13 protein-coding genes are annotated in these 13,372 nt (G+C 47.1%); 11 read left to right on the plus strand and 2 right to left on the minus strand.

The window, feature by feature from the left end; translation table 11 throughout:
• Nucleotides 1–541 precede the first annotated feature (541 nt).
• Nucleotides 542–1,354: a sulfite exporter TauE/SafE family protein gene (locus tag DYP60_RS01310; protein ID WP_206363085.1), complete on the plus strand. Its 813-nt coding sequence runs from the start codon at nt 542–544 to the stop codon at nt 1,352–1,354.
• Between the two features lie 168 nt (nt 1,355–1,522).
• Here the strand turns inward: DYP60_RS01310 and DYP60_RS14090 are convergent, their stop codons facing one another.
• Nucleotides 1,523–1,846 carry a hypothetical protein gene (locus DYP60_RS14090; protein WP_165849459.1) on the minus strand — a complete coding sequence of 108 codons (324 nt, stop codon included), beginning with the start codon at nt 1,844–1,846 and terminating at the stop codon, nt 1,523–1,525.
• A gap of 119 nt (nt 1,847–1,965) precedes the next feature.
• Between DYP60_RS14090 and DYP60_RS01320 the strand changes: the two genes are divergently transcribed.
• From DYP60_RS01320 to DYP60_RS01365, 10 genes are all read left to right on the plus strand, one after another.
• A complete protein-coding gene (locus DYP60_RS01320; RefSeq protein WP_117329055.1) occupies nt 1,966–2,256 on the plus strand; it encodes a helix-turn-helix domain-containing protein in 291 nt (96 codons plus the stop codon).
• 176 nt (nt 2,257–2,432) lie between these two features.
• Nucleotides 2,433–2,849, plus strand: coding sequence for a hypothetical protein (locus tag DYP60_RS01325; protein ID WP_117329056.1), 417 nt, complete (start codon nt 2,433–2,435; stop codon nt 2,847–2,849).
• Nucleotides 2,850–3,065: 216 nt separating this feature from the next.
• Nucleotides 3,066–4,067, plus strand: a complete 1,002-nt coding sequence (locus DYP60_RS01330; RefSeq protein WP_117329057.1) for a LacI family DNA-binding transcriptional regulator — start codon at nt 3,066–3,068, stop codon at nt 4,065–4,067.
• A gap of 3 nt (nt 4,068–4,070) precedes the next feature.
• The gene (locus DYP60_RS01335; protein ID WP_165849460.1) at nt 4,071–5,024 is read left to right on the plus strand and encodes a Gfo/Idh/MocA family protein; all 954 of its coding nucleotides are present in this window, start codon (nt 4,071–4,073) and stop codon (nt 5,022–5,024) included.
• Complete coding sequence (locus DYP60_RS01340) at nt 5,021–5,860, plus strand: sugar phosphate isomerase/epimerase family protein (protein WP_117329059.1); 840 nt, start codon at nt 5,021–5,023, stop codon at nt 5,858–5,860. Before DYP60_RS01335 ends, DYP60_RS01340 begins: the two co-directional genes overlap by 4 nt.
• Nucleotides 5,861–5,974: 114 nt before the next feature.
• The gene (locus DYP60_RS01345) at nt 5,975–7,114 is read left to right on the plus strand and encodes a Gfo/Idh/MocA family protein (RefSeq protein ID WP_117329060.1); all 1,140 of its coding nucleotides are present in this window, start codon (nt 5,975–5,977) and stop codon (nt 7,112–7,114) included.
• 27 nt (nt 7,115–7,141) lie between these two features.
• Nucleotides 7,142–8,134, plus strand: a complete 993-nt coding sequence (locus DYP60_RS01350; RefSeq protein WP_117329061.1) for a sugar phosphate isomerase/epimerase family protein — start codon at nt 7,142–7,144, stop codon at nt 8,132–8,134.
• Nucleotides 8,134–9,654: a sugar ABC transporter ATP-binding protein gene (locus DYP60_RS01355; RefSeq protein ID WP_117329062.1), complete on the plus strand. Its 1,521-nt coding sequence runs from the start codon at nt 8,134–8,136 to the stop codon at nt 9,652–9,654. Before DYP60_RS01350 ends, DYP60_RS01355 begins: the two co-directional genes overlap by 1 nt.
• Nucleotides 9,655–9,673: 19 nt before the next feature.
• Nucleotides 9,674–10,618: an ABC transporter permease gene (locus tag DYP60_RS01360; protein WP_237446396.1), complete on the plus strand. Its 945-nt coding sequence runs from the start codon at nt 9,674–9,676 to the stop codon at nt 10,616–10,618.
• A 24-nt stretch (nt 10,619–10,642) separates the two neighbouring features.
• Nucleotides 10,643–11,647 (plus strand): substrate-binding domain-containing protein, encoded by a 1,005-nt coding sequence (locus tag DYP60_RS01365; protein ID WP_117329064.1) that lies wholly within the window; start codon nt 10,643–10,645, stop codon nt 11,645–11,647.
• 87 nt (nt 11,648–11,734) lie between these two features.
• On the opposite strand, the gene DYP60_RS01370 is transcribed toward DYP60_RS01365, so the two are convergent.
• A complete protein-coding gene (locus tag DYP60_RS01370) occupies nt 11,735–13,132 on the minus strand; it encodes an ATP-binding protein (RefSeq protein ID WP_117329065.1) in 1,398 nt (465 codons plus the stop codon).
• Between the last annotated feature and the right edge of the window lie 240 nt (nt 13,133–13,372).

The raw sequence follows: 13,372 nt of genomic DNA on the forward strand, positions 1-13,372 counted from the left end.
GTAGCACAATACCACCTTACAGAGCTTGCTACGATGCCCAGAAGATGGTGGAATGCTATCATTTGGATTTCCCCAGGGATTCAGTGAATGCTTTGAAGGAAATTGTTCAGGAAGTGGTCTTGCAAGTCCGAAGATACCAGCTAGTTTCTCGTGTAGCAAGATGAAAGGAGAAAAAGATTTTTCCGTTTCAAAATCTGTCTTGACTATCCATTCCACCTTAGATTATTTTTCATTTGTCTATGAGTTGCTTGATAAGAATGATAGATCAGAAAATACCTTGTCAAATAGAGAAAAGTTTTCATGGGGGTTGCCGAAGTTTGTTGAGGTCTGAGCGTGGGACATGACTTTGGGAGCCAGTCGAGAGAGATGTAGCAGAGGAAGAGGTTGCTGTCTGACTCTGTTTAGTTGTAGCAAATTTTTAATAATATTATACATTATGGTAGGTTATTGGATATTCTTCTAGCTTACCCCGGGATTTGTAATAACAACTCATCGAGGGATACTTGGAAGCTACAATAGGTAGTGAAGGATACTAAAAAAGGTGATAGCATTGCATTTGCCGATTTATCTATTACCTGTGGCAGGGCTTGTCATAGGGATTCTGATTTCTTTAATGGGTGGAGGTGGAGGAATATTTTATGTTGGGATGCTGACAGGATTGTTTGCTGTTTCCATGGATCAGGCTGTGTCTGTATCTCTTGCAACAATTATCCCGACAACCCTTGCTGCTTCAATAAGTCACTATAGGGCAGGAAATGTAAAGCCAAAAATAGGATTTCTCCTGGTAGCAGGCGGAGTTATTGGAGTAGCTGCAGGTTCTTATCTTGTTACCATTATTCCCCTAAAAGTTCTTAAAATAATATTTGGGGTCTTTCTTCTTGTCATGGGAGCCGGAATGGTGATATCGAGAAAGAAAAAGCAAGTCAAAGAAGAAATATCAGAAAGCGAACAACTCTTAGAAGCTGACGCTCATGGAAGTAAGCCTATTTCAAAGCTTCTTATAGTAAAAGGCTCGGTATTTGGACTACTTGGCGGGCTAATGTCAGGTATGCTCGGTGCAAGCGGCACACCTCCAATCCTTGCAGGTCTGTATAGTATGGGTCTTTCCTCTTTGGAGGTAGTGGGTACATCAGTCATGGTGCTATTTTTTATAGCTGTTACAGGAGTGATAACCCATAGTGCATTTGGAACTCTGAATTGGCTACTGGTGATCTTGCTTGCATCCGGCACGATAACCGGTGCATTCCTTGGGCCTTTGTTGGGTAAGCGGATAGACAAAAAAGCTTTGGAAAAGTTTTATGGCCCGTTTTTTATTGTATTCATTATGGTAATGGCAATTTCAATGTTCTTCTAAAAGTTTGCTATAGTTGACAAGGTAGGTTTTGCAACCCAATATGTCACATAATCTTTTTCAGGTCACATGGTCTCGGCCAGGTATGATTGATTACTGCTTTTCGAACTTTGACAAATATAAGCCAATGGCGTATATAATAACCATATGGAATTCATCGAAACGAGTATATTAGCAAGCAAATTCAAGAATTCCTTGACGATGAATCTTATAGAGAATTGTAAAAACAGCAGGTTTATAGACCTGATGCTGGGGCTGTAATACCTGGGGCTGGAGGGCTGAGAAAAATTCGATGGTCAGGGAGTGGTCGTGGCAAACGTGGTGGTATACGGGTAATTTATTCCCCAATGGAGCGAGAGGAAAGGAATCAGCATGATGGTTCCTCTCCCGAGCGAGTGCAGGGAAAGCAAGGTGAGATACCCCGTCCCTTGGGGTGGAAAAGGAGGCAACGCCTCTTGAGTCCAGGGCTTGTCCTGGGGTATTGATACCTTTCATTACCATATCCATTCTGATGGACAGTTTCTGTTGTTGTATGCCTATGCAAAGAACGTTACAGAGAACATAACAGAAGCACAATTGCAGAAGCTCTCGGCATTGGTTAGGAAGGAGCTAGTATGAACGAGAAAGATTTTGAATTGTTGGTAGAGAGTATACAAGAAGGTGGAAAAATCCTGCGAAAGGAAAAAGAGCCTGCCCGTACTTTTGTATTCTCACCACCTGATATAAAAGGTATACGTAAAAACGTAAAGGCAACACAAATTGAATTTGCCTCAATGATTGGCGTCAGTGTAGCTATACTAAGGAATTGGGAACAGGGTAGGAGAACTCCAGAGGGGTCTGCTTTGGCCCTTCTAAAAGTAGCATCCGAGGATCCTCAATATATCAAGAAAATTCTGAACCGGTAAAAAAGATCCCAAGAGCTGCTTTTTGGGTTTATAGGTCTAGTGAAAGTACATAAGAGTAAAATGTAATTTCTGCCGTTTCATTCCTTCTGAAGCAGTACCTAAAGTCCTCCGTAATTCAGAGCATTTTCCATGGCAAGAAACCAGACAGAAGTAAAGAATTGTAGTAACCTTATTGTATGAAAACAAACATGCGTTCCTTCATGGTTTTGCTTGTTCTACTTGCCTCTCTTTTCACACCCTTGTTTGCAGAGGGAAGCGAGTATTCCCAGGCATTGGGAGTCCAGGTTGGGCGCTTGGCCGGGGTTGGTATAAGTTACCAGCGATGGCAGGAGCACATTGGCTACCAAGTAGCTGGTGGTTTGCTGTACCACCCAGAGATGGAGTATGGCAATGACCAACTGGTCTATAACATCGGGTTTGAGTTGCAATACCCCTTGGTGTACCACGAAGTGAACTCCTCTCTTGCCGGAACGCTTTATTTCGTAGGGGGAGTACACCACCAAGGGTATAGGAAGCAAAACTTACTTCAGCTGACCCTGACGTATATAGTGCTGGACCTCTCATCCTCAACTTGGGCATTGGAGGCGGAATAGGCGTCGAGACCATCCTCTTCAAACATTTTGCTATCAGTACTGAATTTGTCTATATGGGTATGTATGAGCTCAACACCTCCACGCTTAATGTGGATATGTATCCTCAGGTAAGCCTCAGGTATCGGTTCTAATTCCTAAATACTAATGCAACGTGAGTGTTGCTAACACGCAAGAAAGCCGTACCATACTCTCCGTAAAAATGGTACACTGGCCTACATGGAAAAGCTTGTAGGAAGAGCTGACGTTGCAAAGGCAGCAGGGGTATCTGAGTCCACGGTCTCCCGTGCACTCAACGATTCCCCCCTTATCAGCGACAAGATCAAGAAGAAGGTACGTTTGGCCGCAGAACAGCTGGGCTATGTGCCCTCACGTACTGCTACGCTCTTTGCAAGCAATAGAAGCTTTGCCATTGGCTTTGTTGTTCCCTACTACAAGAAGATTTTACCCTTCACCCGTTCTTACTTTCCTGCATTGCTGGATGGGTTGTTGCTTGGAGCACTGCAGTACAACTACAATGTTGGCATCGTCTTTGAGAACTATCTGGGCAAGTACCGTAGTTACCGGGACCTCATTACCAGCCATAGCTATGATGGTTTGATCTTCGCTATCACCAAGGACCAGTTTCCTGAGATTGACCCTCTCATCGAGCACGACCTTCCCTTTGTACTGGTGAACAACTACCAAGAGGGTGCCGCAAGTATCTATGCACGTCCTGATGAGGGAATGAGGAAGGCCTTTGCCCATGCCCATGAGCTCGGACACCACCACATCGGGTATGTGACCGGAGACCTTCAGTTCAAGAATGGTAAGGATAGGCTCCAAGCATTTGAAGAACTTGCCTCCCACTACCACCTACAGACAACCATTGTTGAAGGAAACTTCTCCAGAAACTCAGGCTTCAATGCCTTTAGGCAGTTCGGGAGAAAGGAGTCATTGGTTATGACTGCCAGTGACCGGCAGGCCTTCGGCTTCCTGCAGGCCTGTAGTGAGCACTCCAAGAAAGTTCCCCAGGACATCTCTCTTATTGGATACGACAACTTCCAGCCGGCGGGTACCAGTACTCCTCCCTTGACTACTGTCGACCATCCGATCATGCAGATGGGAAGTGAGGCAGTACAGATGTTGGTCAACATGATCGAGCACGGGAAAGCAGCAGAACAAAGATGGGCAGAGACCGGATTTGTGGTTCGAAAGTCCACCCGACCCCTGGGAGAATGAATGATGAAACTTGTCATAGTGGGATGTGGAGGAATGGGGACGTACCAAGCCCAGAAATTTCGGGCCCTCGGAGCCCAGATTGTAGGCGCGATCGATCACAACGAGGAGCACCTGGGGCGTTTCTGTGAAACCTTTGAAGTGGAAGAGAGCTACAGCAATCTGGATATGATCTCCTCCTTCTCTCTTAGGGCTGATGCCCTGAGTTGCTGTCTCCCTGACTGTTTTCACGTTTTCTGCTGTGAGGCAGCGGTGAGAGCAAATCTGGCAGTGTTCTGCGAAAAACCGCTCACCTCAACCCAAGAAGAGGCTGATTTGTTGGCAAGGCTCCCAAAAAAACACCCATTCATGGTGAATTTTTCAAAACGACATATCCCTGCACTCTCTGCAGTCCAGGGAGTCCTTTCTCGTGGTGTGCTTGGGAAAATCGAGCATATTCAGATTTCCTACCTGCAAAGCTGGTATAAGAGCCATATCTGGGGAGACCCAGAGGAGGTCTCTCGCTGGAAATGGAGATTGCTGCCTGCCTATAATCTGGGTGGTTGTCTCTCTGACCTCGGTAGCCACCTGATTGATATCCTCTTTCTTCTTTTTGGAACAGTCCGCTATGAAAAAAAGACTCATGAGGTCACCACACCAGCCTTGGTTGAATATGGGGCTTTGTTGCGTGTAGGGAACAACATCCCTTGCACGCTGCACTGTTCCTACCAAGATCCAGAGTGGGATGACTCCTTGCAACTGACCATACAGGGTAGTGAAGCTACTCTCACTATGAATACCTCACTCGATAGGAAGCAGGTGACTCTTACCACGAAGGACGGTATTTCTACAAAGGTGGAAGGAATACCGTCTGTTTCCACCTATCAGAGGTTCTTCAACGCTGTCAGGAGCATGACAACTGTAACCCCTGCGTTTGAAGATGGGTATAGGGTACAACAACTCTTGGAGGTAATGCGATGAGGAACATACAGCTCGGAGCTTTGCTATATGCCTCAGAGGTGAACAATGAGCATCTCGAAACGCTGAAAGAAATGGGCTTTGAAACAATCAGCATCTGCTTCTGGGAAACCCTAGGGGAAACCGATTTTGCCAGTCTTGCACGTTGTGTAGGGGAAGCAGGGCTACCTGTTACTGCTCTTTCCCTCTGGGGCAACCCGCTTGCAAATGAAGAGGTACGCCAGGGATTAACAACCCTCATTGATCAAGCTTATCGGTTCGGGAATCCGTTTGTAACGGGCTTTGCCGGGCGTGTCCCTGCTGGGAGCGTTGATGCATCGTTGCCCAAGTTCAAGGAAGTGTTCAGCGAATTGCTGGAACAGATTTATCGCCATAATTGCAGGGGATTGCTCTTGGAGAACTGCAGGATGGGAGATCTCTGGAAACGGGGTGCCTGGAATATTGCAATCAATGATGCGGCGTGGTCTCTAATCTTCAATACCCTTGATGATCCCCTCCTTGGACTTGAGTGGGAGCCATGTCACCAGGTGGAGGCATTGGTCGAACCACTTGCTCAACTGACACGTTGGAAAGCAAAGGTGCTACATGTACATGGCAAGGATGCTCATGTGGATGCTACCTTGCTCAGTGAGATCGGCCTGTATGCTCCCAATAAGGCCATCAAGCCTACGCTGCCTGGTTTTGGCGATACCGACTGGAGGTCCTTGATGCAGATTCTCCATGAGGGAGGCTACCAGGGTAGCATCGACATAGAGGCTGGAGGACCCTCCTTTTTTGCCAATTTTGAGGAGACAGTAGCTTCTCTCGCCTATCTCAAGGAGTGTCGCAGGAGCTTGTAATAGTCGGTATTGTCCCTTGCAAAACTCAGAATACATGGTACGATTATCACGTGCGAAACAAATACGTGCGATGCTTCTAGGGATGTTATGCACGCACGTGCATAGGAGGAAAATATGGAACAAATTGCCTATGGAATGATTGGAGGTGGAAAAGGAGCCTTTATAGGGGATGTGCATCGAAAAGCCATTCGTCTTGATAATCTTGCCGTCTTGAAAGCCGGCTGTTTTTCACGGGACGTGGAGAAATCGAAAGCTTTTGGAACAGAGCTCGGTATTAAGGGCGACCGCCTCTATACTGATTACCACGAGATGGCAGAGAAGGAAGCAAGCAGGGAAGACGGTATTGCCTTTGCTGTTTGTGTTACTCCCAACGCTTCCCACTATGACATATGCAAGGCGTTCCTTTCCAAGGGAATTCATGTGGTGTGTGACAAACCCTTGACGTGGACTGTTGAGCAGAGTGAGGAGCTGATGAGGATCAGCAAGGAGAAGAACCTGCTTTTTGGTGTCACCTACTCCTATACCGGATACCCTGTAGTGAAGCAGATGCGCAAGATGATTCAGGATGGCAAGCTGGGAAAGATCCGATTTGTAAACGCCGAGTACCCGCAGGATTGGCTGGCTGGTCCAGTTGATGAACATAGCTCCATTGCTCCCTGGAGAATGGATCCCAAGGTAGCAGGGGCAACAAACTGTCTTGGTGATATCGGCAGCCATATCGAGAACTTGGTTGCAACGGTTACCGGGAAGAAGATCAAGAAGGTCTGTGCACGTCTTGACAGTTTGGTTGAGGGCAGGACGCTGGATGACAATGCCTCGGTGATGGTTGAGTATGAGGGAGGAGGCAAGGGACTCTACTGGTCAAGCCAGATTGCCTTCGGGTATGACAATGCACTGCGTATCCGCATCTTTGGTGAGAAAGGAAGCTTGGAGTGGGTCCAGGAGGATCCAGATTACTTCTACTTTACCCCGTGTGACGGACCGAAACAGAAGTGGAGCCGTGGGCGAGACCAATTTGATGAGAGCGCCCAGCAATACTCACGTGTGCCTGCAGGACACCCCGAGGGGCTCTATGAGGCATTCGCAAATATCTATAAACCCTTCATTCTGGCACTCTCAAAGCAACTCCGTGGAGAAAAGCTGGATGAGATTGATCTTGACTTCCCCACAGTCGAGGCTGGCCTCGAGGGTGTGAAATTCATCAATCGGTGCCTGGAGAGCAGTAAGCAGGGCTCTGTTTGGGTCAACCTATAAGAAACAACTAAGAAAAGGAGCAAATCCATGGCTAGAATGGTAACTATTTTTACAGGACAGTGGGCAGACCTTCCGTTTGAGAAGATGTGCGAGACCGTAAGTGGAATGGGTTATGACGGGGTCGAGATTGCCTGTTGGGGTGATCACATGAACGTTGAGAAGGCTGCAAAGGATCCTGCCTATGTTGCAGAGAAGCAAGCAATCCTGAAGAAATACAACCTTGGATGCTATGCCTTGGGAAATCATCTTGCCGGACAGTGTGTCGGAGATGCCTTCGGCGATCCTCGTCTTGCAGGCTTCGCACCCAAGAGCCTCAAGGGTGATGACAAGGCAATCCGCCAGTGGGGTATTGATCAGATGAAATACACCGCACAGGCGGCAAAGAACATGGGTTGCTCGGTGGTCACCGGCTTTATGGGCAGTCCTATCTGGAAGTACTTCTATTCATTCCCTGCCAACACAGAGCAGTTGATCGAGGAAGGATATCAGGAAATCTACGACCTCTGGACCCCGATCCTCGATGAGTTCGACAAACAGGGTGTGAAGTTTGCACTCGAGGTACACCCCTCGGAGATTGCCTATGACTATTACAGTACCCAACGTCTCTTGGAGAAGTTTGAGAGGAGAGAAGCCCTTGGGATCAACTTCGACCCAAGCCACCTGCAGTGGCAAGGGCTCAATCCAGCACTTTTCTTCCGTGACTTTGCTCCCAAAATCTACCATGTGCATATCAAGGACAGCTTGGTGAAGCTGGATGGAAGGAGCGGTATTCTTGGTTCCCACCTTGCCTTCGGTGATTTGAGAAGAGGGTGGAACTTCGTGTCCCCAGGTCATGGGGATGTCGACTTTGACATGATCATCCGCGAGGCGAATGCAGCCGGATACCGCGGCCCCTTGTCAGTTGAATGGGAAGACAATGGCATGGATCGGTTGTTCGGTGCGAGAGAAGCACTTAACCTGGTAAGAAGCGTTGATTTCGATCCCTCGAATGTTGATTTCGATGGAGCAATGGAGAATTGATGGACGAACCTAAGATCCTTCTCAGCTTGGAAGGCATAGTCAAGGAATTCTCATCCGTCCGTGTGCTCGACCGGGTCTCCTTCAATATTCGAGAGGGGGAGATCATGGGGCTCATCGGGGAGAATGGTGCTGGTAAATCGACATTGATGAAGATTCTCAGTGGGATTTACCAGAAGACCGAGGGAACCATCCGCATGGATGGTCAACTCACCAATATCCCCGACTACATTACGGCAAAACGACTGGGGATCGGCATCGTTCCCCAGGAGTTCAACCTGATCAACTATCTGACGGTGTTTGAGAATATATTTCTTGGAAACGAGATTCATAAGGGACTCCTCCTGGACAAGTCCAAGATGAGAGAGCAAGCCAAGGCGCAACTTGAAATCTTGAAGATGCCGCTCGACGTGAATAAGTACATCAGTGAGCTCTCGGTGGCTGAAAAGCAAATGGTTGAGATAGCGAAGGCCATGATTCTCGATACAAGGGTTCTGATCTTTGATGAGCCGACCACCACCCTTACCCCGGTAGAGGTTAGGACCCTGTTCTCCTTGATGCGAAAGCTCAAGGAGAAGAAGGTCACCATGCTCTTTGTGAGCCATAAGCTGCAGGAGGTCATGAATATCTGTGACCGGGTTACCGTGCTCAGGGACGGGAAACTTGTGAGTGTGGATGAAGTGGCCAATCTCGATGCAAATATCCTTGCGAAGAAGATGGTTGGAAGAGACTTCAGTCAGGTGTTTCCTCCAAAAAAAGACAGGAGGGCGGAAGAGTATGTGCTTGAGGTGGAGAACCTCAGTAGCGGTAACATGGTGAAAGATGTCTCGTTTTCCCTGCATCGGGGAGAGATCCTGGGCTTTGCCGGTCTTGTTGGCTCCGGGCGTACCGAAACGATGGAGGCGGTGATGGGGCTCAGAAAATTGGAGTCTGGAGAGATTCGTATCAAGGGTAAGCCGGTGAGAATACGAAATGCCAAGGATGCTGTCTCCCATGGACTTGGGTACATCAGCGAGGACAGGCAGGGCAAGGGTATCGTCATGAACTATGACATTATCAAGAACATCAGCTTGATCTCCCTGAAGGATAAGTATATGAAGGGGTTCCTGATTGATAAGAAGGCCGAAACAGCAGCAAGTGACCATTATATCGATGAGTTCAACATTGTGGCCGCTTCAGCCAAGTCGGAGCTACGGTTCTTCAGCGGGGGAAACCAACAGAAAGTATATCTTGCACGTTGGATGGATACCGACCCTGAGATTCTCATCCTTGATGAGCCGACCAGGGGAATCGATATCAATGCGAAGCGGGAAATCTATGAGTTTATCCACCGCCTTTCCGAGGCGAGGATCAGTTGCATCATCATCTCCTCTGAGATGGAGGAGATTATTGGCATGTGCAACCGAGCCTACGTCATGCGGGAAGGAAAGATAGCCAGCTGCTTGAATGAGGATCAGATTACTGAGGAAAACATAGTCTTCAATGCGACAGGAATCAAGAAAGGTGTAGAAAAAGATGGGTGAGAATAAACTGCTGTCATCTATGAAAAAGTTTCGGTTCAAGGATCATTCCCTGGGGATGGCGTTCCTTATCCTTGTGGTGATCGCCACCATTCTCGGGTGGCCCAATTTCCTGAAGATCAGGAACCTGACGAACATTCTTAGGCAAATCTCCTATACAGGGATCATTGGCTTGGGGATGACGCTGGTCATCATCAGTGGGGGTATTGATCTCTCGGTAGGTTCCATGACCGCCTTTGTAGGGGGAATTGCAATCTATTTTCTCAATCTCTTTGGTCCTGAGTCAATCTGGGGTATAGTCCTGACCTTTCTCTTTGCCTTGGTGCTAGGATCGCTCTGCGGAGCACTCAACGGTTTGTTGGTGGCCAAGTTCAAGATGGCACCGTTCATCGTTACCCTCGGTACCATGTCGATTTTCCGCTCTCTGATCCAGTACTTCTCCAATGCAGGTACCATCCTCTCGGAGAATATGGATTATGGAAAGCTGGGCAGCGGCGTATTATTAGGCCTTCCTATTCCGGTCTGGTGTTTCTTCATCGTGGGAATTCTCTTGCATATTATATTGAACCATACGAGTTTTGGCCGGTATCTCTGTGCAACAGGAAGCAATGAGCAGGTTGCGAAGTACTCGGCGATAAACATCATCATTGTGAAGTGGCTTCCTTACATCATCACAGGCTTCACGGTTGGAATGACGGCGGTGATGTGGTCGAGCAGACTCAACTGCATCAACCCCAGCGACGGTGCTGGATATGAAATGGACGCAATTGCAGCGGTGGTCATCGGGGGAACCCTGATGAGCGGAGGAAAGGGAAGCGTCATCGGTACCATGATGGGGGCGGTGATGCTTGGGATCATAAACAATATGCTTGTTATGGGGGGCGTCAGTGCTTTCCTGCAGCAGGCAGTAAAAGGGTTTGTCATTATTGTTGCGGTGCTCTTGCAGTACAACAACGGTAACAAATAAAGGTTCAATCAAGGAGGATTGGAAATGAGAAGAGTTACGATTATCGCTCTCTGTATGATTTTTGCCGTCGGTATGATCTTCGCCCAGGGTGTCTCTGAGGGACAGACTGGTGTTCCCAAGATTGGTATTGCGGTTCCTTCTCCTGACCACGGCTGGACTGGAGGTATCGGCTGGTGGGCAGACAAGGCTGTGAAGGAACTGAAGGAGCAATATCCTGGCAAGTATGAGTTCAAGGTCTTGCATGCTGATGGGTATGCAAAGCAGATTTCCGATGTCGAAGACCTCATGGTATGGGGCATGGATTATTTGGTGATCCTTCCTCATGAGTCAGCTCCCCTTACCCCTGTGGTGAAGGAAGCACATGCCTCTGGCGTGAAGTGTATCGTAGTTGACCGTGGTCTGACCGATACGTCCTTCGGATACATCAACCTCGCAGGTAATAACACTGAGATGGGCAAGGTCTCCGGTATCTTCATGAGAGACTACATGAAGAAAAACGGCTTGACCAAGTATGTTGCCATGGGCGGTATGCCTGTGGTAATTGATGGCGAAAGAATGAATGCGTTCTTCGACGAGATGCAGAAGGAGAAATCTTTGGTAAACCTCGCCGGTGGAAGAAACTATGACTTCGCCGACTGGTCGACGCAGAAGGGCTTGGAGCTGATGGAGAACTACATCCAGAAGTATCCTGAGATCCATGCGGTGTACTGTCAGGACGATGATGTCATGACAGGAGTCCTTCAGGCCATCAAGGAGAGTGGCCGAAAGGATATCAAGCTGGTCTTTGGTGGTGCAGGCTCCAAGGCAGCGTACGAGATGATTATGAACGATGACCCGTTGGTAAAGGCAACAGCCACCTACCACCCGTCAATGGTCTATGATGCCATCATGTACTGTCTGGATGTTGCAGAAGGCAGAAAGTCTGATGCGTTCCATACCGCTTCTAAGCCAACTTCTGTAGTGATCCCCTCTGTCTTGGTTGACAAGAGCAATGTGATGGATCACTACGACCCAGATTCTGTATTCTAAAAAGAGCATTTCTATCATTGGGAGGGTCACCACATGCTGGTGATCCTCTTTTAGGTGCATGGTCCCTCTACCCGGTGCTAGTTCTGGTTAGTCAACCAAGAACAGGTCTTCCAGTGCAACAAGCGTAACGCCCTCTCTCTGGGCGTTGGCTTTTACTGCTTCGGTGAAGCCCGATTTGCTGAATAGGTAGTAGTAACGGTTTTCAATGTGGTGGAATAGTTCCGCCGAGCGGAGAAAGTCTTTATATTCATCAATGCCAAACAATTTGCTACGATATTTGCATTCGCACACTATTGCAGATTGCTTGTGAACGTCAAAAGCAAGAATATCTATGTCATCCTCCTTTTTTGTGTTTGGATTACCGCCCCACCACCTTCCCATGGTGTGGGGGACAAAGGGTAGTTTTCTTTGCTTTGCGAGTATGGTGAGGTATTGCATGCAAATATTTTCGAAAACGCTACCCATATAGTGGGAAAGATGTTCAAATATTTCCTGTGCGGCTTCCTCATCACCCAATAGCTCATAGTAGCTCTTGTTTGAAAAGATGAAGTGATACCAGAACAGAAAGAAATTATCGCTAATTTGATAGATGCTCTTTTTGCTGGAGTCTTTCTCACCGCTTGGAGTTACCTTATCAACCAATCGCATGTTCTTTAAGGTTCTGATGTACTTGGAACATTTGGTTTGTTCCTCGTGGATTTTCTGGGCAATTTCATTAAGTCTGCTTGCACCTGTAGCGATAGCCTCAAAGATGCTGTTATATATTCTAGGTTCTCTCAGTTCCATTTTTAGGAGATTCTGGGTTTCTTCCTTAAGGAATGATCCTGTTCGAAGAATGTTTTTCTCAATATTCTTAGTAATGGTTTTCTTGTCATTGAAAGCAGCAAGATAACAGGGGACGCCTCCGAGAATGCCGTAACACAGGAGTTTTTCCTCTATGGAGTAGTTAGGGAAGAAACGAGCACTCTCTATATAATTAAAACATTGTAGTTCCAAGCTACTGGTAGCCCTTCCGTAGAGAGGGCTTTTTGCACCCATGACTTCAGTTTCCATGAAGCTAATACTTGAACCACATAGTATTAGAAAAATATTCTTATGCTTCCATTTCTTATCAATTGCATGTTGAAGAATGGATTTGATTGAGGGGTTTTCTTCAGCAATATAAGGGAATTCATCAATAATCAGGGTAACTCGTTCCTCAGATGTTTGATCAAATACATAGGAGAATGCTGCATTCCAATCTTCGAACGCCCCATAGGATGATCCAGAAAAATGGAGTTGTAGTGTCTTTGAGAAGTCTGAGAGGTTCAGCCTGTCATTTTTGGCTTGTGCAGAATAGAATATCACATTTCTTTTCTTGCTAAATTCATTCAAGAGCGAGGTTTTCCCAACACGTCGTCTGCCATAGAGAACTAGATACTTGAAGGTTCCGGAAGCATGCAGTTCTTCAAGCAATCCTAACTCTTTCTCCCTTCCTATAAACATAGTGGTGCTCTCCTGCTTATATAATATACTTATGAGTATTATACTCGTAATTCCCTAAAATGCAAATAGGCATATCTGTAGCATGGTGAACAAAATACTGTATTCAATCTGCCAATGGTATCCACAGTTTTTTCATGATGCAAAAGTCTCCGGTGGAATAGCGCAAAAGATACTAACGTATTAAAATATAGAGAGATATTGTCTGGTTTGACTGAAGGTGTGTTTGTACATTTGTTGGTA

This window comes from Sphaerochaeta halotolerans (assembly GCF_003429665.1).
In the GTDB taxonomy this organism is placed as follows: Bacteria; Spirochaetota; Spirochaetia; order Sphaerochaetales; family Sphaerochaetaceae; genus Sphaerochaeta; species Sphaerochaeta halotolerans.